At 53.6% G+C, this 22253-nt stretch carries 26 protein-coding genes and 2 pseudogenes; 8 read left to right on the top strand and 20 right to left on the bottom strand.

The window, feature by feature from the left end; genetic code table 11:
* Position 1: 1 nt before the first annotated feature.
* From L5470_RS03950 to rph, 5 genes and pseudogenes are all read right to left on the bottom strand, one after another.
* Positions 2-1288 carry an ABC transporter substrate-binding protein gene (locus L5470_RS03950; RefSeq protein WP_099797611.1) on the bottom strand — a complete coding sequence of 429 codons (1287 nt, stop codon included), beginning with the start codon at positions 1286-1288 and terminating at the stop codon, positions 2-4.
* A complete protein-coding gene (locus tag L5470_RS03945) occupies positions 1242-2765 on the bottom strand; it encodes a YifB family Mg chelatase-like AAA ATPase (protein ID WP_499498283.1) in 1524 nt (507 codons plus the stop codon). Before L5470_RS03945 ends, L5470_RS03950 begins: the two co-directional genes overlap by 47 nt.
* Positions 2766-2773: 8 nt before the next feature.
* The gene (locus tag L5470_RS03940) at positions 2774-3487 is read right to left on the bottom strand and encodes a response regulator (RefSeq protein ID WP_227517456.1); all 714 of its coding nucleotides are present in this window, start codon (positions 3485-3487) and stop codon (positions 2774-2776) included.
* Between the two features lie 311 nt (positions 3488-3798).
* A complete protein-coding gene (locus L5470_RS03935; protein ID WP_499498281.1) occupies positions 3799-4410 on the bottom strand; it encodes a DUF8166 family protein in 612 nt (203 codons plus the stop codon).
* Positions 4403-5065 (bottom strand): annotated as a pseudogene (gene rph / locus L5470_RS03930) (ribonuclease PH); the annotation flags it as partial. The gene L5470_RS03935 and the pseudogene rph, both read right to left, overlap by 8 nt.
* Positions 5066-5282: 217 nt before the next feature.
* Here rph and L5470_RS03925 point away from each other — a divergent pair.
* From L5470_RS03925 to L5470_RS03905, 5 genes and pseudogenes are all read left to right on the top strand, one after another.
* Complete coding sequence (locus tag L5470_RS03925; protein WP_499498279.1) at positions 5283-5753, top strand: hypothetical protein; 471 nt, start codon at positions 5283-5285, stop codon at positions 5751-5753.
* 24 nt (positions 5754-5777) lie between these two features.
* The gene (bioF, locus tag L5470_RS03920; RefSeq protein ID WP_499498277.1) at positions 5778-6947 is read left to right on the top strand and encodes an 8-amino-7-oxononanoate synthase; all 1170 of its coding nucleotides are present in this window, start codon (positions 5778-5780) and stop codon (positions 6945-6947) included.
* A gap of 16 nt (positions 6948-6963) precedes the next feature.
* Positions 6964-7425, top strand: a complete 462-nt coding sequence (locus tag L5470_RS03915; protein WP_099798942.1) for a transposase — start codon at positions 6964-6966, stop codon at positions 7423-7425.
* Between the two features lie 73 nt (positions 7426-7498).
* Positions 7499-8596 (top strand): tetratricopeptide repeat protein, encoded by a 1098-nt coding sequence (locus tag L5470_RS03910; RefSeq protein WP_499498275.1) that lies wholly within the window; start codon positions 7499-7501, stop codon positions 8594-8596.
* A 55-nt stretch (positions 8597-8651) separates the two neighbouring features.
* Positions 8652-8832: pseudogene (locus L5470_RS03905) on the top strand (DUF502 domain-containing protein); the annotation flags it as partial.
* Positions 8833-9168: 336 nt separating this feature from the next.
* Here L5470_RS03905 and L5470_RS03900 read toward each other — a convergent pair.
* The 7 genes from L5470_RS03900 to L5470_RS03870 all read right to left on the bottom strand — a co-directional run bounded on the left by L5470_RS03900 (position 9169) and on the right by L5470_RS03870 (position 14868).
* Complete coding sequence (locus L5470_RS03900; RefSeq protein WP_499498273.1) at positions 9169-9960, bottom strand: RNA polymerase sigma factor SigF; 792 nt, start codon at positions 9958-9960, stop codon at positions 9169-9171.
* A 189-nt stretch (positions 9961-10149) separates the two neighbouring features.
* The gene (locus L5470_RS03895) at positions 10150-10980 is read right to left on the bottom strand and encodes an undecaprenyl-diphosphate phosphatase (RefSeq protein WP_099798102.1); all 831 of its coding nucleotides are present in this window, start codon (positions 10978-10980) and stop codon (positions 10150-10152) included.
* A gap of 64 nt (positions 10981-11044) precedes the next feature.
* The gene (locus L5470_RS03890; protein WP_499498270.1) at positions 11045-11767 is read right to left on the bottom strand and encodes a DUF4079 domain-containing protein; all 723 of its coding nucleotides are present in this window, start codon (positions 11765-11767) and stop codon (positions 11045-11047) included.
* Positions 11768-11847: 80 nt separating this feature from the next.
* The gene (lepB, locus tag L5470_RS03885; RefSeq protein ID WP_099798098.1) at positions 11848-12411 is read right to left on the bottom strand and encodes a signal peptidase I; all 564 of its coding nucleotides are present in this window, start codon (positions 12409-12411) and stop codon (positions 11848-11850) included.
* Positions 12412-12505: 94 nt separating this feature from the next.
* A complete protein-coding gene (gene sds / locus L5470_RS03880) occupies positions 12506-13477 on the bottom strand; it encodes a solanesyl diphosphate synthase (RefSeq protein ID WP_099798096.1) in 972 nt (323 codons plus the stop codon).
* A gap of 94 nt (positions 13478-13571) precedes the next feature.
* Positions 13572-14663, bottom strand: coding sequence for an ABC transporter ATP-binding protein (locus tag L5470_RS03875; RefSeq protein WP_099798094.1), 1092 nt, complete (start codon positions 14661-14663; stop codon positions 13572-13574).
* 52 nt (positions 14664-14715) lie between these two features.
* Entirely contained in the window at positions 14716-14868 is a 153-nt protein-coding gene (locus tag L5470_RS03870) for a CAB/ELIP/HLIP family chlorophyll-binding protein (RefSeq protein WP_448527112.1), read from the bottom strand.
* A 144-nt stretch (positions 14869-15012) separates the two neighbouring features.
* Between L5470_RS03870 and L5470_RS03865 the strand changes: the two genes are divergently transcribed.
* Genes L5470_RS03865 through L5470_RS03855 form a run of 3 tightly spaced genes read left to right on the top strand, consistent with a single transcriptional unit; the run spans position 15013 to position 16003 of the window.
* Positions 15013-15246: a helix-turn-helix domain-containing protein gene (locus L5470_RS03865; RefSeq protein WP_227517516.1), complete on the top strand. Its 234-nt coding sequence runs from the start codon at positions 15013-15015 to the stop codon at positions 15244-15246.
* A 6-nt stretch (positions 15247-15252) separates the two neighbouring features.
* Positions 15253-15858, top strand: a complete 606-nt coding sequence (locus L5470_RS03860) for an RNA-guided endonuclease InsQ/TnpB family protein (protein WP_499498266.1) — start codon at positions 15253-15255, stop codon at positions 15856-15858.
* Positions 15791-16003 (top strand): zinc ribbon domain-containing protein, encoded by a 213-nt coding sequence (locus L5470_RS03855; protein ID WP_227517514.1) that lies wholly within the window; start codon positions 15791-15793, stop codon positions 16001-16003. The genes L5470_RS03860 and L5470_RS03855 overlap by 68 nt, the downstream gene beginning before the upstream one ends.
* Before the next feature lie 54 nt (positions 16004-16057).
* Here L5470_RS03855 and L5470_RS03850 read toward each other — a convergent pair whose 3' ends face one another.
* The 8 genes from L5470_RS03850 to L5470_RS03815 form a co-directional block, all read right to left on the bottom strand.
* Entirely contained in the window at positions 16058-16510 is a 453-nt protein-coding gene (locus L5470_RS03850) for a diacylglycerol kinase family protein (RefSeq protein WP_448525890.1), read from the bottom strand.
* Between the two features lie 200 nt (positions 16511-16710).
* On the bottom strand, positions 16711-17232 hold the full coding sequence (gene ybeY, locus L5470_RS03845; RefSeq protein ID WP_499498263.1) for an rRNA maturation RNase YbeY: 522 nt from the start codon (positions 17230-17232) through the stop codon (positions 16711-16713).
* Between the two features lie 2 nt (positions 17233-17234).
* On the bottom strand, positions 17235-17390 hold the full coding sequence (locus L5470_RS03840) for a DUF3285 domain-containing protein (RefSeq protein WP_099798855.1): 156 nt from the start codon (positions 17388-17390) through the stop codon (positions 17235-17237).
* A 33-nt stretch (positions 17391-17423) separates the two neighbouring features.
* Entirely contained in the window at positions 17424-17918 is a 495-nt protein-coding gene (locus L5470_RS03835) for a tRNA (cytidine(34)-2'-O)-methyltransferase (RefSeq protein WP_448514127.1), read from the bottom strand.
* Positions 17919-17940: 22 nt separating this feature from the next.
* Positions 17941-18747 (bottom strand): acyl-ACP--UDP-N-acetylglucosamine O-acyltransferase, encoded by an 807-nt coding sequence (lpxA, locus tag L5470_RS03830; RefSeq protein ID WP_499498340.1) that lies wholly within the window; start codon positions 18745-18747, stop codon positions 17941-17943.
* A gap of 12 nt (positions 18748-18759) precedes the next feature.
* On the bottom strand, positions 18760-19224 hold the full coding sequence (gene fabZ / locus L5470_RS03825; protein WP_099798853.1) for a 3-hydroxyacyl-ACP dehydratase FabZ: 465 nt from the start codon (positions 19222-19224) through the stop codon (positions 18760-18762).
* A 33-nt stretch (positions 19225-19257) separates the two neighbouring features.
* Entirely contained in the window at positions 19258-20139 is an 882-nt protein-coding gene (gene lpxC, locus L5470_RS03820; protein ID WP_448527719.1) for a UDP-3-O-acyl-N-acetylglucosamine deacetylase, read from the bottom strand.
* 11 nt (positions 20140-20150) lie between these two features.
* A complete protein-coding gene (locus L5470_RS03815) occupies positions 20151-22175 on the bottom strand; it encodes a BamA/TamA family outer membrane protein (RefSeq protein WP_499498259.1) in 2025 nt (674 codons plus the stop codon).
* Positions 22176-22253 lie beyond the last annotated feature (78 nt).

The following is a 22253-nucleotide window of genomic DNA, read 5'->3' as shown; positions in this document are numbered from 1 at the left end:
CCTAGCGGGGGCGCATCAGTTGCCAGCGGCTCTCAGCAGTCTTGACAGCGGCTGTGGGAGTCGCTTTTTGTAGTAAGACACTTTCAATGGCGCGACCCACATTTTGGGAAAAGCGGGCATAACCGCGAAAATTTGGCCGTGCTTGAGCTGTTGGTAGTTGTTCCAAAAATACCTTCAGGGTGGGCTGTGTGGCTAAAAATGCTTGATAGCGATCGCTAGTCAAGACGGCTTCATTTACGGGTAAATAGCCGGTTCCCACGGCCCACTCGGTTTGAAACTCCTCGCTGAGGACATAACTCAGAAATTCTAGGGCGGCCTGTTCACGCTCAGGGCTAGAGCGAAAGACAAACAAGTTTTCACCTCCGAGAGCTGTGGCGGTGGTTGTCAGGGCAGGGATGGCCAAAACATCAAAGTCCACCCCTGACTGTTGCAGTTGCCCTAGGGTCCATGGTCCGCTAATTTGCATCGCCACCTCCCCACGGATAAATTGATCCAGTTCGTAGCCGCGCTCGGGGGCAGACAGGGTGGCTAGCCCTTTTTGGCGGAGGCGTTGCCAAAATTCAAGGGCAGTGATGGCGGCAGGGGTGTCAATGTGGGCGGTGGCGGCAGTGTCTCCGAGGTGCCCCCCGGCACTCCAAAAAAAGGGCAACCATGTAAAGACTGTGAATTCCCCTTGTCCTAGAGCCAGCAGCAGGGGCATGGTTCCCGTGGTTTTCAGGGTTTGGGCAACGGCCTCTAGCTCCTGCCAAGTGGTGGGGAGAGTGGTAATGCCTGCGGCAGCAAACAGGCTGGGGCGGTAAAAAATACCGACATTGTTGGTGGCAAAGGGAATGGACCAGTAGTGGTCACCGTAGCGCATCGTGGGCAGGAGGGCAGGGCTGATGTGCTTCCGATAGGGGGTGGTAGCCCACCAGTCATCAAGGGGACGCAATGCCCCCAGATCGACAAATTGGCCGGTGATGGTGGGGTTGTACCAGAGCAGATCTGGCGCGGCATCCCCCACAACAGCGGCCAAGATTTTCGGCAATTGCTGGTCGGGTTGCCCGACGTAGAGGGCTTGGACGTGGATTTGAGGATGCTGAGCATTGAAGCGGTCGACCAAGCGTTGCAGGACAACCCGGTTAGCAGGGGGGTTGACCCCATGCCAGAAGGTGATCTCGAGGCGATCGCTGGCACGGGGCGCACTACATCCCACCAGCAGGATGCTGAGGAGTGCCAGTAGGCCAAGCAGTAACCAGCGCCTATTGGAGTCGATCAATCGTGCGGTACTGGATGGCTTCGGCCACATGGGGTGCTTGTAGGGGTTCACTGGCAGCCAGATCGGCAATGGTACGGGCTACTTTTAGGATACGGTCTGTTGCCCGCGCCGATAAGCCTAACTTGGCGATCGCCCCTTCGAGTAAGGTGGTCGAGGAGTCATCAAGGCGGCACCACTGGCGCAAATGGCGACTCTGCATTTGGGCATTACAGTGCAGACCGGGGTCGTGGGCAAAGCGCTGTTGCGATCGCTGCCGCGCTGCCAAAACCCGCTGCCGTACTGTTTGCGAGTCTTCCCCTGAGGTCTGGCGGGTAATTTCCTCAGGGGTAAGACGACTCACACTCACCTGCAGATCAATGCGATCTAGGAGTGGGCCAGAAAGCTTTGCCCAGTAGTGTTCCCGCTGGCGGGGKGAGCAGGTACAGGGTTGCACCGGATCGCCATAGTAGCCACAGGCGCAGGGATTGGTACTGGCGACTAGGGTAAATTGTGCGGGAAAAACCACCGATTGGCGGGTGCGGGAAATGGTAACCTGTCCATCCTCAAGGGGCTGGCGCAAAAATTCTAAAACATCCCGCTTGAACTCCGTTAATTCATCTAGGAACAAGACACCACGGTGAGCAAGGGAGATTTCTCCCGGACGAGGATAGCTGCCACCCCCCACTAGGGCGGGACCTGAGGCTGAGTGATGGGGACTGCGGAAGGGTGGCTCTTGGATCAGCCGCCCCCGCTCCTTGAGTAACCCCGCAACAGAGTGGATTTTGGTGACTTCTAGGGCTTCGCTAAAACTCAGGGGTGGCAAAATCGTGGGTAGTCGCCGTGCCAGCATGGTTTTACCACTCCCCGGTGGCCCGACAAAGATCAGATTATGGCCGCCGGCAGCAGCAATTTCTAGGGCGCGGCGGGCTTGGTACTGGCCTTTGACATCTTTTAGATCAAGGGKAAAGGAAGGGCGCTGCACTGGTTCCGACAGTGCTGTTGTAGGCGATCGCGATGCCGGGTCATTGAGGAATGCGGCCACCTCCGTAAGGGTCTGGCAACCGTAGATCCTTAAGCCCTGCACCACCGCCGCCTCAGCTACATTGGCCATGGGCACCACCAACCCGCTCATGCCTTGGGCTTGGGCAGCAACGGCGATCGCGAGCACCCCAGCAACCGGACGTAGTGTGCCATCTAAAGACAACTCCCCCAGAAAGAGATAATCCCCCAGCACCTCCGTGGCGACCTGACCAGAGGCCGCCAAGATACCAAGACTAATGGGCAGGTCAAAACTGGGGCCTTCCTTCCGCAAATCCGCTGGCGTTAAATTGACTACAATCCGCCGCATCGGCACGTTAAACCCAGCATTGCGAATGGCCGCCTTCACCCGCTCCCGAGCCTCTTGTACCCCTGCATCCGGCAACCCCACCACCACAATGGCGGGCAGCCCCCCAGCCACATCCACCTCAACCCCTACTGGAATGGCATCAATGCCCAAAACCGCTGCACTCCAAACCCGCGCCAGCATACCTCTACTCAAGCATGGTCTTGAAACTTATACCCCACTCCAATGACAGTTTTAATAAACCTTGGTTCACTGGGATCTGGTTCCACCTTTTTTCGCAGTCGCGCGATGTGGGTATCGACAACGCGATCATCCCCAAAGTAGTCGCTCCCCCACACCCGCTCAATTAATTGTTCTCGCTGCCACACTCGCCCGGGTTGGCTCATCAGGTGCATCAGTAAGTTAAACTCAAGGGTTGTTAAATCAAGGGTTTCTGGGGGCTGGTGACCTAAATGGCGCACTGCCTTTCGCTGGTCGGGGTCAAGGGTAAAGCTGGACGTACGGTAGATGGGGGTTTGCCCCCCTTGGCGTAAACTCCGTCGCAACAATGCCCGCACCCGGGCAATGAGTTCCCGAGGGCTAAAGGGCTTCACCAAGTAATCATCAGCGCCCGTGGAAAGACCCACAATACGGTCAATTTCATCACTTTTAGCTGTCAGCATCAAAATATAAGGATCTTTGGCAAGGGGCTTTTGACGCAGACGAGCACACAGTTCAAGGCCATCAAGGCGCGGTAGCAGCAGGTCAAGAATAATTAAATCGGGTTGGAGGTCTTTGGCTAACTCTAGCCCTTGCAGGCCATCATGACACAAACGACAACTAAAGCCATCACTGGTGAGCGTGCTTTCGACAAGCGTGGCAATGTCACGGTCATCTTCAATGATTAAAATTTGCAGCGGCAGCACTCATCACCGTCCTGTCAGTGGCAGCAGCTCTGCTGATCTGGAAAACGCTTACACCTAGAGTCCCCAAGGCTGCTACTCTGCGTACAGTGGGGGCATTCCTCTTCACTGGCGATCGCCTCCATATCTCTGTAGTTGCAAAAATCAGAAAGAGCACCGACGACTGGCCGTGTTTCGTCTCGGTGCCCTTAACTGGTTCGCTCCTCACACACTTAAAGACCTTAGCAGAAACTCCGCAGTTTTGTCACTATTGCACACGATTTTTCATGAATTTTGATTGCGAAGCTGGGCTATATGTATAGCAATGGCGCTGCCTAGCGCAAACTACCAAGGGTGTGCCGCCATGCCAACTCCTTGCTTAGAATTTCTAGCGATCGCCGCTCTTTGCCCTCAAATAAGGGGGTAATGGTTTCCAGAATATGGGCAAGCAGGGGAGCAGCATAGTTCCCCGTTGAGCGCAATAGATGGGCATAGTAGCGAAACTGGGCGTGTCCGTTGTGGCTGCGATGAAAGGTCGCGATCTCTTTTGGGGTTAGCTGCCACACTGGCGTATTCACAGGCACCACCAAGGTTGGGATTCCCTGTTGACCGTAGGCGTGTCCCTGAGCTTGCTCAAGGTGGCCAATGAGGGCAATCCACAGCAGGGTGCGGGTTTCACTCACCAAATCCGGGCTGAGGAAGGTGTCTGCCGTGGTTGTTAAGCGCGGGCTAAGTTGATTAAACTGCGGGTTGAGCAATTGGGAGTTATAAATGACACCAACGGCCCAGTGCCGCTGCTCATCCGCGAGTTGCACAAAGCGGCCAAAACCATAGTCTTCCGGTTGCGGTGGGGTGGCTACATCAAACTGATCCACCAGCTGGGCAATGTAATCACAGTGGGAGTTGGATTTAACAATGTGTCCGAGGTAAATGGCAGTATTAGTCATAATGCTCTGCTAGGGCTTGTTGTTGGGCTAAAACAAGCTGGTGAATCCCATGGGCGGCGGCATCGAGCATGGTATTGAGGTCACTGCGGCTAAAGACTCCGGCCTCGGCAGTGCCTTGTACCTCAAGAAATTGACCGTCACTGGTCATCACTACATTAAAGTCAACGCTAGCCGCGACATCTTCGGCATAGGTGAGATCCAAGTAAGCCGTCCCGTCGATGAGTCCCACGGAAACGGCGGCCACCTGCTGAATCAGGGGCGATTCTGCTAGGACACCCGTCTTTACGAGTTGACTCACCGCATCGACTAAGGCAATATAGCCACCAGTGATGGCCACAGAACGGGTGCCGGCATCCGCTTGTAACACATCGGCATCCACAATGAGCGTGCGCTCCCCCAAACGGCTAAAGTCTAGGGCGGCGCGTAAGCTGCGACCAATCAAGCGTTGAATTTCTTGGGTGCGGCCAGAGAGTGTTAACACTTCCCGCTCCTGCCGTTGGCGCGTGGCACCGGGAAGCATGCGGTATTCGGCGGTTAACCAGCCACGGCCACTGCCCTCCAAAAACTTGGGTACCCCTTCGCGCACACTCACGGTACACAAAACGTGGGTTTGTTCGGCTTGGGCTAGCACCGATCCGAGGGGAAATTGTGTAAACTACTCCCAGCTAAAGCAGGGAGCTTTTAGTAGCCCTGCAGTTAGCAAGCCAACCACGAGCCTCTGGGGTGGTTTACAACACCCCCAATCGACCGTTACCAGTGCCTTAAACAACCGTTTCTGGTGTCCGCAGTACAATTATAACCTAAGGCAACTAAAGTTGCTAAAGGAGCTTTCCTCCCCGCACTGAAGTACGGGGCTTCCAGCCATACCCGATGTGAAACACTTTCTTTATCTCTTTAGCCAAGAGGATTACATTATTGGCGATCGCTATGTGGAGCCATTTTTGGCAGCAGCAGGGTTAATTTCCAATCTTGTGGCCATCTCCCACTTCAAAACAACGGATCCCTACCTTGCCCTGCTCGAGCAGCAAAAAAATAATTTCGTGAAGCTGCTAACGCTTTACTCTGCTCGCAATTCACCACGATATAGCGTCAAAGCATTATTTGACATCTCTCCAGCTATTGCTAGCCAGTGGTATTGTCACTTTTTTAACAGCTACTATTCCCTGTGCGCCAACGATGTTGCCTACCGTCACTTGCAATCACACATGGCAGCCTTTGACGATCGCCTTGACACTTTGGTGAATTTTCACCACATGAATTTTGCTGTCACCTACATTAATGCTGAGGGCGATCGCCTACCTCATTGCCCACCACCCCACCTTACAAGCAGACCCCAGCTGTGAACCGATTCTGATTTCCTAGCCACAATGTCTCAAGCTTTTGCATGGTTAGAACCCGCCTTAGGTGCACTTCAGCGAGCCCACTGGTGGCGGCAGCCAAGAGCCAGTAGTGCACCGGCTGCCCTTGTGACCCTCGAAGATGGGGGGCAGCCACTAATTAACTTTTGCAGTAATGATTACCTCGGCTTAGCCACTCATCCAGCCGTCAAAGCTGCTGCCATTCAAGCTATTCAGGAGTGGGGCACTGGTGCAACAGGCTCCCGCTTACTCAGTGGTGAGCGCCCTTTGCACGCAGAGCTTGAAAGCGCGATCGCCCATTGGAAAGGAACCGAAGCCGCCCTTGTCTTTAGCTCTGGCACCGCCGCCAATATTGGTACCATTGCCGCTTTAGTGGATCCACGGGATCTCATTCTCGCAGATAGCTATAATCACGCTTGTCTTAAAAAAGGAGCACGCCTAAGCCGGGCAACCTACTACGAGTACCACCACAATGATGTGGAACAGTTGCGGCACTACTTAAAAAAATMCCGTCACCAGTACCGCCGTTGCCTGATTCTCAGCGACGGAGTGTTCAGTATGGATGGGGATGTTGCCCCACTGCCAGACATCCGTCAGCTTGGGGCAGAATTTACTGCCATGGTTTTGGTGGATGATGCCCACGGCACAGGCGTATTAGGGGCAACGGGGGCAGGCACCCTAGAAGCCCTAGGCCAGTCCAACACTGGGGTGATTCAGATGGGAACCCTCAGTAAAGCGCTGGGGAGCTTAGGGGGGTATATCGCAGGCGATCAGTCCCTCATTACCTACCTCCGCCACCGCGCCAGTACGTGGGTTTATAGTACTGGCCTCTCCCCCGCTGATACCGCCGCTGCCTTAGCTGCGATTCAGATGGTGCAATCTGAACCCCAACACCGCCAAGCTCTACACGATCGCATTCAGCAGTTGGCCATAGGACTGGCTAAGGGAGGAGTGCAGGTGCTGCCTCGTTCCGTGCCGACCCCCATTTTTTGCCTCCCTGCCCCTGATGTGGCCACCGTCCAAGCATGGGGACAGCAGTTACAGGCTCAGGGCTGTTGGGTGGCTGCTGTCCGTCCGCCCACCGTGCCCTACAGTCGGCTGCGGATTACCCTGCGTGCCGATCACACACCGCAGCACATTGACCAATTATTGACGGCATTACTGTCGCTGCACATCTAATGAAGAATTAAATAAAATTCGCAAGCAAGCGGGTGTATTAGATCGAGGCAGCAAGTTTATTTTATTGAGGAATGATCCAGATTTAATGCTAGAAGAAACGGTCAAATTAGAGCAGCTTTTGCAACGCTCAAAGCGATTAGAAAAAGCGTACCGATGGAAACAAGAATTGTGTGGAATTGATGAGAAGTTGTTGATAATTGAGGAAGGGAAGCATCGAATTCAAGAATGGCTATATCAGACAGGAGCCGTTTGTAATCCAGCAATCATAATGATTGGGAACCCTTTAGATGGAATTATAAACTACTTTAGAAACCGCACTACGAGCGGATTAACGGCGGGAATCAATAATCGTATTAAGTTGATTAAACGACAAGCGCATAGCTTTGTAAACTTCAACAATTTTCGAGAAAGGTTATTAGTTTGCTTCTCTAAGTTAGTAATAGTTATCACCATACTAACGGGAGAGCTATTTTCATAAACAATTGAGGGCTTGGAGATGAGTGCTAAAATAGATGCCTAAAATAGACCCAGAGCAGCGGGGTAGTCTATGCATGATTACTGAGATATTGGCAGCACTGGATCGGGGTAACTATCAGCAGGCAGAGCAGCTCCTAGGGCAACTTCCTGCGGAGGATCCGCGGGTGTTGCTCTGTCAAGGACGGTTGTACCTCAAGACCGATCGCCTCGCCGAAGCAGAAACAACGTTTCGGAACCTGCTGCGACTGAATTGTGGTCCTAAGCTCACCCAAGCCGCACGGCAAGGGTTGCAGACGATTGAGCAGGTGCGGCAGCAGCAGCGACAGCAGGCGATCGCCCAAGCCCATGCAGTAGTCGGCGTTGAAGAACAGGGGGTACTGGTACTGGAAGGCGTTGCCAATCCAGAGGCGAAGGCTCCCCTAGCGCGTCATCTGGCAAGCATTCTAAAAATTGATCCCTATGCCGCCCGCTTGTTAATTCCCACCCGCGGATGGCGGTTGATCCGCTGCGGTAATTTTGCAGAGCTGATGGTATATCGGCAAGAGCTACAGGCCGTGGGCTTGCCGTTGTTTTGTGTCCCCATGGCGGCATTAACCCAGACCCCTGTCCTTGAAGTTCGCTATTTTCAAGCACTTTCCCCCCAGCCTCAGGTGGTGTGTACCAGTGCCCTGCATCCCCAGCCCTTTACACTGACCTTTCAGTGGGCAGAGGTCACGCAGCGGGTGGAGGGGCTACTGCCAATTTTTGAGCTGGTGTTTGATCGCGATCGCCAAGGCAAAGTCAGCCGCAAACAGCAAATCCAAGATCACGCCCAGTGCTGTGACCTACACTTAACCGAAAAAAACCAGATTCTGCGCTTTTATCGCGGCGGCTATCAGTTTAATCAGGGGCTTGATCTAGGAACCCTTGATATTGCGACAGCACCAGAAATCGAACTGGATCACCATACATCTTGGGCAAAATGGCGGCAGTTGTCTAGTCTATGGCAGCATAACTGTGGCGATCGCCCCGTCTGGAACGACTTTAGTAGCTTTGCTGAAACAGCTCTCGAATTTAGCGAGTTGCTCAGTAAAATTCCCCCCCATCTCAACCTCTTTCGCCGTGAAGATAGCCCTTGGGATGCTGCTTTCATGCTGTATAGTAGTTTAGCCTTTCACCGCCCGCCTCCCTAATCAGCCGTCCCCACAACCGTTAAGCTATAAGTACACTCCCCGTTCTGAGTTTGTTGTGCTCCATCGACTCAAACAAGCGATTAAAAATGACTTAATTGCTGGCCTGCTAGTGGTTATTCCCCTAGCAACTACAATCTGGTTGTCAATTTCAGTATCCAGTTGGGTGTTAGCTACTCACACGGATTCCCAAGCACATCAACCCCTTCAAAACATGGCACCCCTTACCGAAAACGCTGTAAAGCCCCTGCCTTCAGGCATGGGGATATAAGGCGCATGTTGTGTTATCGAAAATTTTAGGCCTAAAAACTCGTCTTTTAGAGTGGTTTTAGTTTAAACTAAAACCAGAGGTAAGGGTAATCAACCTCTCTAAAAACCCAATAGCCTAACGGCTAGAAAACAACCTAAGTTTTTTTTGGTTGGTTTAACAGTACCTTTGGGCAAAAGGGAACTGCCCCGCAAGGGGGAACGCTTGGGGAGATAAGCACCGCTGTTGTAGCAGGGCAACCTGATGCGATAAGTGCTGTCGCAGAACCAAGAACAAGAATCCCCTGCCTTTAGGCATGGGGAGTATGTCAATCTTTATCATCTACTGCCATCATTTGCTGGAGCGCACGCAGGCCTTTTTTAATTTGCCGAGATACGGTTACGGCACTTAAACCGAGTAGCTCAGCAGTTTCTTTCTGGCTTAAATCGTGGAGAAAGACAAACTCTAAAATCTGACAGGTGCGGCTTTCGAGTTTCTGGAGGCACTGCTGCAAACGCAACCGATCTTCTTGGGCTAACTGAAAGCTTTGGTACCGTTGGTCAGGGACAATATCGCCAAGGGACGCTCCTTCGTCCTCGCCTTCAACCGTGGGAGCATCCAAGCTGATAGGGGTGGCATGGTAGGTAGCTAACTTGGCAGCTTCCCATTCTTCAAGGGGTACCTCAAGGGCATGGGCAATTTCACTGTCGGTAGGACAGCGGTTGAGTTGTTGCCGCAGGTCTTGGCTAACGCGCTTGGCTTGGTACTGCAAGGTGTACCATCGCCGTGGTACACGAATTTGTGGGCTTTTATCCCGCAGGTAGTGCTGGATTTCACCGCGGATATAGGGCATGGCAAACGAGCTAAAAGCTACCCCTTTACTGGGGTCAAAGCGCTCGATCGCCCGAATTAAGCCCATACAGCCAATTTGCATTAAGTCCTCAAAGCTCTCCTGAGAGAACTGCACCCAGCGATAGGCTTCTTTGCGGACTAACCCTAGGTTAAGCTGCACCAGTTGATTGCGCAGTTCTAGTGTTGGTGTTGCTTGATAGGTCTGTAGTAAGGATAGGGTCGAAGTTTTTAACTCGGCATTATCGCTGTTGAGGGTATGCAGTGGCATAGGCTACACAATCTCTTGTTAATCTTACAGTTAACAACCCCAGCAGTGCTGAGGTAAATGGCACACCCGATCGCTGCCTCTCAGCATATTAAGTCCATACTCCACGATCCCGTACCTTAGTATGAGTACACATCCGTGATTCTGCTGTGATCTTGACCACAGGCTAAATTAAATTTTTATTAACCCCTCCTAAGTGGCAGCCTGTAGCGATCCGAGGGCGATCGCCCCCCAGAGGGCCACCCCCAACCCAATGCGGTACCAGATAAACACCCACGTTGAGTGCCGCTGCAAAAATTTTAAGAGCCAAGCAATCGCTAAATAGGAAAACACCATGCTTGATACAATGGCCACCAGTAGGGGAATAAACAAGGTGCCCTCCTCAAACACATCTTTGGCCTGTACCAACGTCGCGATCGTCAAGGTGGGAATGCCCAGTAAAAAAGAAAAACGAGCCGCCGTTTCCCGATTCAGCCCCAAAAAGAGCGCCGTCGTTAAGGTTGACCCCGATCGCGATGCCCCCGGCAACAGGGCGATGACTTGGCCACAGCCCACCAGAATGCCATCCCAAATGCCAATGTCCTGATAGGCGCGCTTGCGAGATCCGAATTTTTCGGCTAACCCCAGCAGAACTGCCATGGTGATCGCCATGGTGGCAATAATCTCTGGAGTATCCAGCACCACCTTCGCTTGCTTCAAAATAAATCCCACCCCTAAGGCAGGGAGCGTACCAACAGTAATGCCGATCAAGAGCTTCCACTCATCCCGCTGCCAGTCCTTTTGCTGCCATGCCTGCCACGCACCCATGACAATTTGGCGAAGGTCAGGCCAAAAGTACCAGAACACAGCAATGACACTACCAAACTGCATGGCATCCAGTGCTGTCTTGTGCCAAACGCCCTTCCAGCCCAATACATCACTAAACAGAATTAAATGAGCGGTACTGCTGATGGGCAAAAACTCCGTGATGCCCTGAACCAGTCCCAAAACAATTGCTTGCAGCCATGTTACCCAATCTGCCATCCATACCTCCGGTCATCCCCTTTTAGACAGCGGGAGGATGCCAACCCGTAGTATTGTATCGGCATTAGGGGGACGGACAGGTCTTAAAGTCCGGTGAATTGACATCAAAATTACACTGATACACCACTGGCGCTTGCCAGCTTAAGGGAATTTCCAGCAGATCGCGAGTGCCGGTAATGCCTTGCAAAAGAAACAACACTAAGGCAACGGTATTCAGGCTCATGTGAATGCGTCGCCACGTTAGGGTTCTATCTTGATAAATGTCACGGACAATCGCCACCGAAAAAATCATTAGCATAACGGCCACTAAACCAAAGTAAAAGTGGGATGCCCACCACTCATCATCCCGCCGGAACACCCCGGGCTGGAAGGCTAGAACCACCACCCCCATGCCGGAAAGGGTGGCAAACACACCCCGCCATAGCGTCGACTGCGCCCGGTACAGCAGCGCCGTTGCCCCAATGGTGACGATAAACATTAAGGCGACTAAGATGACTGAGAGGGGCTGCAGGGTATTAGTTTTTGCTTGCATCAAAAAGCCCTGAAAGCCAAAGATCACCGAGTAGGCTAGAGCCACGAGGGTGATCCCGACAACTCCAGCCGCCAACAGATTGCCCAACTGAACGTGGAGCGACCCCACGGTCGGTGGAATTGTTGATTTCGTGGCCAGCCGCCGCTCACGCGTTTGCAAGGCAAAGAAGGTGGTGATGCCAATCACCGGAAAGACAAAGGTGCAGGCAAGGATGGGGTGCAGCAGCAGAATAATATCTTTGAGGTTGAGAAACATTGTCCTGAAGCCGTTGAGTGTGCAACAAACAAATCGGTAGCATCACTGTTGCCGCTCGATGGTGGCGTTGGAGCGCTGCGCTAGGACAGGGCTCCCGCGTGGTTGAACGGCCAGTAGCAGGCGATCGCCCGACCAATGACATTCTCGACAGGTAAAACCCCCCAGATGTGCGAGTCATTACTATGATTGCGATTATCACCCATGACGAAGAGGGTGTTGGCTGGCACAGTGAGGGGGGGCATGGTATAAACGGGCGGCTCTGCGATGTAGGGTTCTTGCAGGGGCTGATGGTTCACCCATACTTGACCATTCTCTACCGCGACTGTATCCCCCGCCGTGGCAATAACTCGCTTAATGAGGGCTTGATCGCGACTGTAGCCCATAGTTTGCAATAAAGGTGGCGCATAAAAGACAACAATATCCCCTATCTGGGGCGGTCGGTGGCGGTAAGTAATTTTTTCAACCACAATGCGATCGCCTGGCCAGAGGGTTGGCTCCATTGACTCCGAGGGAATAAACCGCGACTCCGCCACAAAAAAACGCACCAGTAGGGTCAGCAGTACAGCCATCACAATGATCAGAATATTGGCCTTTAGGGACTGCCAACGAGATGGGGGGGATGGTTCAGTGATGGAGGAACCCATGGGCTAACGGTGAGAGGGCACTCCCTATTGTATCGGATTAGCTTTCGCCCCTGCCCTGAAAACAGGCCTTGGCTAGCTCTAGATCCCTGCAACCTTAGTACAACCGCTCCAGCACATAGTCGGTTAACTGACTAAGGGCGTGACGCGGTTCAGACGGGGGCAGCACCTCAAGGGCAGGCAGGGCAGCCTTAGCGTACTGTTTGGCGAGGTCGCGAGCTTCTTCAATGGCACCACTTTGGCGCACTAGGGTAAGGGCGGTATCGAGATCCCCCTCTTCACTAAATTCGCGCTCAATGAGGGTGTGTAGGTAAGGTGCCCGCGGCAGGGCAAATAAAACGGGTGCTGTCAAGTTACCGTCCCGCAAATCGGAGCCAGCGGGTTTCCCCAGCTCTGTGGTGGAGCGGGTAAAGTCAAGAATGTCATCCACAATTTGGAAGGCTAATCCCAAGTTTTTGCCGTAGGTGTACATGGCTTCGATGGTGGCGGCGGGTGCTTCACTCAGTACGGCTGCTGCTTTGGCACTGTTGGCAATGAGGGAGGCGGTTTTGTAGTAGGTCTTTAGAAGATAGTCGTCAAAGGTGAGGCTCGTATCAAAACGGTTAAACCCTTGGCGAATTTCCCCTTCAGCAAAGTCTTTGATCACCTGTGACAGCAGTTTCACAACTTCTAGGTTATCGAGGTCAGCAAGGTACCATGAGGCTTGGGCAAAGAGGAAGTCTCCGGCTTGAATGGCAACCCGATTGCCAAAGACACTGTTGACCGTGGGTACCCCTCGCCGCAGTTGTGCCTGATCGACAACATCGTCATGAAATAGGCTGGCGGTGTGGATCATTTCTGTAATTTCCGCAAGGCGGCAGTGACGCGCCGTAATGGTGTGATCCGGTAGGGTGGCGCGCGAAACCAAAAAGACAATGGCAGGACGGATTCGCTTCCCATTGGCAGCAAAGAGGTGTTCGGCGGCGGCGGACAGTACAGCGTGTTGCGCCCCAATAAGTGCTTTGAGGTTCTGTGTCAGTACACAGAGGTCTGCTTCAACGGGCGAAAAAAGAGAAGTTACCGAAGTCATGGACGGGGTGGCCGCATAAGTTACGAAATTTTACAGAATCCTAGTTGTATTCTAAGCGAACCGTCCAATCTTGGGTAAGGGTCAGGCTCAATTTTCAGGGAGTTGTCCGATTGAGTGACCTACCAGTGGTGGCATCAAAGAGGTATAGGTGGGGGTCGGCAACCGTAAAGCGCAGGCGATCGCCCAGTTGGGGAATCCACCCCCTAGGGGCAAGCCACAGTAGCTCCAACTCGCTTTCTAGCAGTTGGCAGCGAACAATTGCTTCTCGTCCTAAGGGTTCAACAAGGGTGGCGATCGCCCCTAGACCTTCTTTGTGCTCAAAGGGCTGAGGCTGCAAGTGCTCTGGGCGTAGGCCAACCACGAGGGCTTGGTTGGGCTGAAGCAGTGGTTTATAGAGGGCGGGGCACGGCAATTGTTGATCCTTAACCCACAGGGTTTGGTCATGCCAACGCGCCGACAACAAATTCATGGGTGGACTGCCCAAGAACCGCGCCACCATCGTATTGGCGGGTTGTTCGTACAGGCTGGCGGCAGTGCCAATCTGCTGTATCTGTCCGCGATCTAGGACAACTAGCTGATCCCCCAAGGTCATGGCTTCCACTTGGTCATGGGTGACGTACAGGGTGGTAATCCCCAGCCGCTGGTGCAACTGCTTTAACTCAGCGCGGGTGTCCTCCCGCAGTTGGGCATCAAGATTAGAAAGCGGTTCATCCAGTAAAAAAATTTGGGGCGATCGCGCCAGTGCTCGACCTAAAGCGACCCGCTGTTGTTGGCCGCCGGAAAGTTGACGGGGTTTGCGCTGCAAGAGTGAGTCAATGCCCAGCATTGTGGCCACCTGCTGCACCCGCTGCTGCCGCGTCGTTGCGTCTGCGCCCCGCATCTTTAGGCCAAAGCCAAGGTTTTCAGCGACGCTCATGTGGGGATAAAGCGCATAGTTCTGGAACACCATCGCCACATCGCGATCGCGACCACTGAGGTCATTCACGCAGCGATCGCCAATATAGATCTGACCGCTGGTGGGCTGCTCAAGACCCGCAATTAGGCGCAAAAGAGTGGACTTACCACAGCCAGAGGGACCCACAATCACCCATAGTTCCCCCGCAGGAACGGTTAAGGAAATAGGCCCAATACCTCCGGATGGGTGAAATCGCCGGCAGACCTCACTTAAGCGCAGCGTTGCCGTCATGCCCTCCTCCAGCAGTTTCCCATGGCCAATGGCAAGCAGCGGCTCACCTGATCTAACGCAGGCCTAACCACGTAAAAAAATCTTGGCGTGTCAGCAGTTCCAGCACTAATAGTGCCACAAACCCTACCATAGCAAAGCGTCCGTTCATTCGCTCTGCGTAGCGAGACCAACCAAACTGGGGGGACAATTCCTCAGGCTCGTTCATCACTACCTCCAAGAAACCCTGCCGTTTTAGGGCAGGGAGGGACAGGAGCGGCAACTGAGCGAGGCTCGATGCCTCCGAAGTTGCCGTACAGGGGTACTAGTCTCACAGAGTTTACAATATTTTACAATATAATGAATGTAGGACATGGAAAAAGCTTACAGCTACCGCTTCTATCCCACTGCCGAACAGGAATCGCTCCTGCGTCGAACGCTGGGTTGTGTGCGCTTGATGTATCACCGTGCGCTAGCGGCAAGGACTGAAGCTTGGTATGAACGACAAGAGCGAATTGATTATGTTCAAAGCTCTGCTTTGTTGACGGCGTGGAAAAAGCAGGATGACCTGCAATTTCTCAACGAGGTCAGCAGCGTTCCTTTGTAGCAAGGATTGAGGCATCTGCAATCCGCTTTCAGCAACTTCTTTGCAGGGCGGGCGAAATATCCCAACTTCAAAAAGAAGCGCAACGGCGGTAGTGCAGAATTTACTAAGTCTGCCTTCAGGTGGAAAGACGGCAAGGTGGTTCTGGCAAAGTGCTCCGAGCCATTGAATATCCCGTGGTCTAGGTCATTACCAGACGGTGTTGAGCCATCCACCGTTACCATCCGATTGAATGCTGCGGGGCAGTGGTACATCAGCCTGCCGTTTGACGACCCGCGCGATTTGACCTTGCCACCTTCCACTAACGCTGTAGGCTTGGATGCAGGGATTAGCAGCCTCATCACCCTGAGTACAGTCGAAAAGGTTGCCAATCCCAAGCATCTTGACCAGCGAGACAAACAACTGCGACGGGCACAAAAGGCATTGAGTCGCAAGCAAAAGGGGTCTCGCAATCGAGAAAAAGCACGACTTAACCTTGCTCGAATCCACCAACAGATTGCCAACGCCAGACAAGACCATCTGCACAGGGTAACGACGCGGCTCATCCGTGAAAACCAAACGATTGCCGTTGCCTGTGCGGGAGTGGGATTGTCCCAACTGTGGAGTCCACCATGACCGAGATATGAATGCAGCGATAAACATGTTGGCCGTGGGACACACGGTGTCAGTCTGTGGAGCTAACGTAAGACCTGATGAGCACACGCTCAAAGGGCAGTTGCGCAAGTCCAGCAATGGAAAGAAGCAGAAACCTAAGTCGTGAGGCTTGGGAATCCCCGCTGCTTATGGCGGGGAGGATGTCAACGAGAGTTCAACCCTAAAACAGCGTTCCCAAAACAGGATAGACCAAGGGCGGTAAAATTAAGGCGGCGGCAACCGCTAGTGCGGCGGTAGCGCCCACAAGGACAGCACCTGCAGCACAGTCTTTGGCAATACGGGCGAGGTCATGGTACTCCTTGCCAACCGTGAGATCCACCACTGCCTCTAGGGCGGTATTGATGAGTTCTAAGCCCATCACAACGGCAATTGTGAGGATAATGACTGCCAGTTCCACCGGTGACAACCTTAGAAGGCTACCAAGGGCGATCGCCGTCACGGCAATAGCGGTGTGAATCCGGAAATTCCGCTGAGTTTGGAATGCATACTGCACCCCTGCCCACGCATAGCGGAAACTACTCATTAAAGACGTAGCCACCCGATAGGAGCGCTGTCGCAGGTGTAGTGTTCCACTCGTTTTTTCTGCGTAGGCCGCAAGTAATTTTTGTGTCATACCCTTATCCATCACACCGGTGCTAAAGAAACCAACCCCACAGCCTATGGCAGCAAGAACAGAAGCTGACAGAGGTACTCACCATACCCCTCTCACTCTAGGATGCTCTCTAGGACAACAGGGAAACAGGCCATAGTTCACACACCCTAACAAAAAAAAGTTAAAAACCTGCTATGTAAACGCTAACTATTTAAGCACACTCATCCCCCTTTCGTTTGATCATCATGAACGTAATCTCCAGAGAAGATCAAGGGTGGAGGCGCTAAACCCACTGCCTGCAAGCACTGCGCTTGTTGTGCCAGCATGGCTGCTAACTGTGTTGCATCTGGGTGATCCCAGCCTAAGAGGTGTAACAAACCATGAGAGGCCAACCATGCCACTTCGCTAAGTGGCGGGKGCTGACCTACCTGAGCCTGTTGGATAGCAGTCTCCACAGAAATAATGACATCTCCGAGGTACTCAGGTTCCCCAGGGGCGAGGGATACCCCCTCATCCCTTGTGGCAAAGGCCAGAACATCGGTGGGTTGGTCGCGATGGCGAAACTGGTGGTTGAGGCGTTGAATTGCTTGATCCGATGTAAAGCGCAGTGTTAGTTCATAGCTGCGGGCACTCGCGGGTTCCACCATGTGTAGCCATATCTGTAGCCACTGCTGCCAAGGCAATGCCGCCAGATCAATCCCCGGCAGGGGCTGATGCACTTCTACATAGACGGTTACGCTCATGCTTAGCGGGTGAGATAGGATAAGCTGACGAGCACTGCCAGTAACCCCAAGCTCGTAAGGGCAAAGTGGGTCAGAGATTTACCGCCCTTGCGTACCATATTGCGCATGGCTAATTTGACGTAGCTCGGCTTGGCATCTGGGGTAGGAGAGTTGGTCATGGGGTATTTTCTATAGATATGAGGACTCAAGGATTAGTGTAGCGACTTGGGGGGGAAATTCCCTGCGTGGTGCTGATGGAGTTGGCGGTAGGCTTCCATCAAGGCGATCGCCACCGAGGCAGAGAGGTTTAAGCTTCGCACGGCAGATTGCCACATGGGAATCGTGAGATAGGCATCGCAGGTCTGCAAGACGGCTTCAGGAATGCCATCGGGTTCGCTGCCAAACACCAGCCAATCGGTGGGAGCAAACCGAAAATCCCAGTAGAGGGTTTCCGCCGCCGGTTCAAAGGCGATGAGTCGCCCGCCCATGGAGGATTGATGTGTTTGCAAAAAGGTGTCCCAACCCGTGTGGCAATAGAGTTCCACGTAGGGCCAATAGTCGAGACCGGCACGCTTGAGGTAGCGATCGCTCAGTTCAAACCCCAACGGCTCAATCAGGTGCAAGGGGGTCTGAGTCGCTGCGCAGGTGCGGGCAATATTACCTGTATTTGGTGGAATTTGCGGATGGACAAGGACAACAGCGGGCATGGGATCAGCAAACAGCATCCAGCTAGTCTAGGGTGGAGCGCCCACTGGGGGTTAAGCCGCGCCGCCCTTCTTCGCGGGCATAGGTTAAAAACCGCTGCAAATGATCTAAGTGTTCAGAGGGTGGGAGCATCCCTAACTGGGCGATCGCCTCTGTCAAGGGTAAATCCCGACGGTAAAGAATACGAAACGCCTCTTTGAGATCTCGCATCTCACTGTCACTCMCCCCAGACCGCCGCAGTCCCACTTGGTTGAGGGCACGCACCCGGGCAGGGTGACCCTCCACAAGCATATAGGGGGGGACATCCCGATCTACCCGTGCCATTGCTCCCACCATCGCCAACCGGCCAATGTGGACAAACTGATGAATCCCCACCATGCCACCAATGCGGGCTTTGGATTCAATGCAGACGTGACCAGCGATAGAGGCTGCGTTGGTAATCACGACCTGATCTTCAATGACGCAGTCGTGGGCGACATGAACGTAGGCCAACAGCAAGTTATGATTGCCAATGATCGTTGCATCCCCCTCGCCATTGGCACGGTTAATGGTCACATACTCGCGAATCGTGTTGTAATCCCCAATCCGCAGGGCACTGTTTGCGCCAGTATATTTTTGATCCTGCGAGATAGTGCCAATCACTGCCCCCGGAAAGATGCGGTTTCCCACCCCTACATCCGTTGGGCCTTCAATAATCACGTGCGCGCCAATTTGCGTATGCGCCCCCACTCGCACCTGCTCGCCAATAACCGCATAGGGACCCACTTGGACGGTAGGATCCAGTTCAGCGTTGGGGTGAATAACGGCAGTAGGATGGATCAGCGTTTGCATCATTTGTTCTGACTAGTCCACAAGGGAGAACATCATCTCGCCTTCACATACCAATTGGCCATTGACTTCAGCACGGCCTTGCATTTTGCCGATACGCTGCTGCTTCACCACGAGCAAGTCTGCGCGCAGAATTAACTGATCCCCCGGCACAACCGGTCGCCGAAAACGCACCTTATCAATTCCCGCGAAGACTGAGAGCTTATCTTTCGCCCAGTCCATTTGCATCAGCACCACCCCCCCCACTTGGGCAAGGGCTTCGACAATTAACACCCCCGGCATAATAGGGCGACCCGGAAAATGCCCCTGAAAAAATGGTTCGTTGATGGTTACGTTCTTCAGCCCCACGGCATACTTTTGGGGGACATAGTCAATCACCCGATCCACAAGGAGAAAGGGATAACGGTGGGGGAGTAACTGTTGCAGGTCGGTAACACTCAGGACGGGCGAGGTGGGAGGCAATTCGGTCAAGGTGGCCATAGACAGTCGGATTGGCAATGAGGGATAAACAAATCATAGGCGAGAATGGGTGCTAGCTGGGGACAGACGGGGGGCGATCGCCCTTGCCAGTTGAGTATGCAGGTGATGGCTGGCTTTGTAGGCTACGTAATGGGCAGTGGGGGGAACCCCCAAAAGAGCCAAATCTCCCCAGAAGTCTAGTAGCTTGTGACGCACTGGCTCATCGGCAAACCGTAGTGGTGGATTGAGCCATCCTGTTGCACTGCACACAAGGGCATTGTCTAAACTCCCGCCTTGAATCAAGCCTTGGGCACGCAAATACTCCACCTGCTCAGCAAAGCCAAAGGTACGCGCGGGGGCAATCTCTGTTGCTAGCTCGGCAGGGCTAAAGCTACACCACTGACGACCAATGGCTGCATAGGCAAAGTCAATCCCGTAGCTTACCCGGGTTGCGGGAGCAGGCACAGCACTGACAAAGGCGTCGCCCTCGTAAAGGGTAATGGGTTCTCTGAGCGCACCACAGGGACGCTGTGCCTCCTGTGCCGCCAGCCCCACAGCGAGTATGCCATCCAGCCATGGTTGCGCTGAGCCATCGAGGACAGGAACTTCCGCCCCTGACACTTCAATGACGACGTTGTCCACACCGGCGATCGCCAGTGCTGCGAGTAAGTGCTCCACCGTGCGAACACTTGCGCCAGCGCCTACCAGCTCTGTGGCCAATTGTGTCGATTGTACGTGGTCAATCCGGGCAGGAATCTTGGGGTGCTGAGGTAAATCTACCCGTACAAAGCAGCGACCGCTGTTGGCTGGGGCTGGCTGCAGGGTGACGCTAACCTCACACCCAGAGTGCAAGCCAACCCCTGACCAGTGCTGGGGTGCCGCCAAGGTGTGTTGGCAGGACGAGTCAACCGCAGTTGGCAATGGTGCAGTGTGCATCTTCATTCCTCCTAGAAGCGTTCACCAATGCCGAAACTAAACGCATTTCCCCCTTCATTGTTCCAGCCGAAGTCCACCCGCACATTCCCCAAGGGAGTGTTGACCCGCAGACCTGCACCATAGCCTAAGCCTTCACCGGGTTTGCCCCGCACAATGCCGGGTTGACCGGGCACACTGGACTGGGTGCCTAGCAAACTGGCACCATCAAAAAATAGGGCACCACCCACAATATTGAAAATGGGAAAGCGATACTCCACGGTGCCCTGCACAAAGGCACGCCCCGATCCAATGGCTCCCTCTTCCCAGCCACGCACCGAGTTTGCCCCACCAATCGTAAAGGACTCGTAGGGGGGTAAATCACCGAAGATATTCCCTGCTTGGATGTTAAATGCGAGGGTTTGCGGCCCCTCAATTCTCAAGAAATTCACAGGAATATAAAAGCTGTAGCTACCACGGACACGGCTCATCAAAATATTGCCTGCCCCCAGCGGCAGCGACTGATCTACCCCCAAGCGAATGACTTGGCCACTGGTGGGTCGCAGCACGTCATTGCGTAAATCTCGCAAAATGGCTGCTTGCACTGTAAAGAGGTCGTTAAAGCCGCGGCAAACCCCATTATCCGGAAAGGTTAAGCAATTTCCCAACGTATCTGTGTCAAAGCGAACGAAGCCCCCATCCATCGAGGTGACCCGCTGGTACTGTAGCCCCACCGAGCCAGTCCAAGCGGTGCGCACCAAATCCCGATCCTTAGTAAAGGGGCGAGTAAAGAAGATGGCTGACCCCAAACGGTTAATTCGGGGAAGATCACCGTTGGACAGAGGGACATTAATTGGGCCATTACTAAAGGTATAGGGAACAGTTAAGCGGTTGAAGGCACTAACGGTATAGGAGGTGCGATAGGGATCCCCTTTAATCCAAGGATCGGTAAAATTCACATCAAACAGGAATTCCCCTTCGGTACCCCCCTGTGCCTCAACGCTAAACTTCCAGTTGCGGCCAAAGAGGTTATTTTGCTGGAAGGCTACGGTACCAAACAACCCCGATGCTGAACTATAGCCTGCCCCAGCGGAAATGCTACCGGTGTTGCGTTCTTTGAAGTTGAGGATCAGATTAACTTTGCGCGGGTCTTGACCAGGCTCGAGAGCAACCTGTACATCTTCAAATAAGCCGAGTTCAAATAAACGGCGCAAATCCCCTTGGACAACATTTTGGTTCAAAACCACACCGGGCTGGGTGTCCATTTCGCGGCTGATGACAAAATCTCGGGTGTGCTGGCGTGTGGGTTCGCCATCTTTATTCAGAAAGCGGTAGGTTACTGCTTCGACCACCCCTTCGGCCACCTGTAGCGTGACGACGCCATCGGGATCCACTTGGGGGGTACCCACGACCTGACCCAAAATATAGCCATTGTCTTTGTAAAAGGCATTAATTTGCTCAATGCCTTCTTGCAATTGCTTCAGGTTAATATTGCGACCCACTTGAGGGGCAAAAATTTCACTGACGCGCTCTTGGCTGAGGACTTGGTTCCCGGCTACCTGAACAGCACGCAAAATAGGATAGGGGCGCACCACAAATGTAATGCGTACCCCAAGAGGTGTGTCGCTGGGCTGGGCATTGACATCCGCAAAGAAACCGGTTGCAAAAATGGCGTTGGTGTCCTGCTGGAGTTGACTGCGAGTGGCAGTGCCTCCCGGACGGGTGGTGATCACCTGATAGACCAGTTGCTCGAGTTCGGGGGTTGCCCCTTCCACCACCACTTCAGCAATGAGAACTTGGGGTTCGTCAGCGGCAGGTTGGCTCACAGAGGGCGGTGGCACTGCCGGTGTGGGCGTAGTGGCGGGAGGTTCTGCTTCTGGGGTAGGGGTTGGCTCAGGTGGTGGGGTGACTGCTGGTGGCGCGGGCGTATCTTGGGCGCGTGCAGCGGTCAGACCAACGGTGCCAAGGGCAATTGCCCCCGCCGTGATGGCCATGGCCACGGTTTTTAGGGCAGCCTCAACGGGCAGCATTGGCAAAAGGGGAGAAGGTTGCTTTTTCACTACACACACCCAAAAATTAGTCGCGTCAACACAGCAGAACCCTTGGCATTGATAATACCAGTAGGGTGATGACTGACA

Origin of the sequence: Synechococcus sp. PCC 6717 (assembly GCF_022698185.1) — a bacterium.
Taxonomy (GTDB): Bacteria; Cyanobacteriota; Cyanobacteriia; order Thermosynechococcales; family Thermosynechococcaceae; genus Thermosynechococcus; species Thermosynechococcus lividus.
The sequence above is the reverse complement of the archived record's forward strand: the minus strand, read 5'-3'. Positions and strand labels throughout refer to the sequence as shown.

Coding starts and splice junctions, on each gene's coding strand:
- L5470_RS03950 (WP_099797611.1), bottom strand. CDS start 1,288: ATGTGGCCGAAGCCATCCAGTACCGCACGATTGATCGACTCCAATAGG.
- L5470_RS03935 (WP_499498281.1), bottom strand. CDS start 4,410: ATGACTAATACTGCCATTTACCTCGGACACATTGTTAAATCCAACTCC.
- L5470_RS03910 (WP_499498275.1), top strand. CDS start 7,499: ATGATTACTGAGATATTGGCAGCACTGGATCGGGGTAACTATCAGCAG.
- L5470_RS03900 (WP_499498273.1), bottom strand. CDS start 9,960: ATGCCACTGCATACCCTCAACAGCGATAATGCCGAGTTAAAAACTTCG.
- L5470_RS03895 (WP_099798102.1), bottom strand. CDS start 10,980: ATGGCAGATTGGGTAACATGGCTGCAAGCAATTGTTTTGGGACTGGTT.
- L5470_RS03890 (WP_499498270.1), bottom strand. CDS start 11,767: ATGTTTCTCAACCTCAAAGATATTATTCTGCTGCTGCACCCCATCCTT.
- lepB (WP_099798098.1), bottom strand. CDS start 12,411: ATGGGTTCCTCCATCACTGAACCATCCCCCCCATCTCGTTGGCAGTCC.
- sds (WP_099798096.1), bottom strand. CDS start 13,477: ATGACTTCGGTAACTTCTCTTTTTTCGCCCGTTGAAGCAGACCTCTGT.
- L5470_RS03875 (WP_099798094.1), bottom strand. CDS start 14,663: ATGACGGCAACGCTGCGCTTAAGTGAGGTCTGCCGGCGATTTCACCCA.
- L5470_RS03870 (WP_448527112.1), bottom strand. CDS start 14,868: ATGAACGAGCCTGAGGAATTGTCCCCCCAGTTTGGTTGGTCTCGCTAC.
- L5470_RS03865 (WP_227517516.1), top strand. CDS start 15,013: ATGGAAAAAGCTTACAGCTACCGCTTCTATCCCACTGCCGAACAGGAA.
- L5470_RS03850 (WP_448525890.1), bottom strand. CDS start 16,510: ATGACACAAAAATTACTTGCGGCCTACGCAGAAAAAACGAGTGGAACA.
- L5470_RS03840 (WP_099798855.1), bottom strand. CDS start 17,390: ATGACCAACTCTCCTACCCCAGATGCCAAGCCGAGCTACGTCAAATTA.
- L5470_RS03835 (WP_448514127.1), bottom strand. CDS start 17,918: ATGCCCGCTGTTGTCCTTGTCCATCCGCAAATTCCACCAAATACAGGT.
- fabZ (WP_099798853.1), bottom strand. CDS start 19,224: ATGGCCACCTTGACCGAATTGCCTCCCACCTCGCCCGTCCTGAGTGTT.
- lpxC (WP_448527719.1), bottom strand. CDS start 20,139: ATGCACACTGCACCATTGCCAACTGCGGTTGACTCGTCCTGCCAACAC.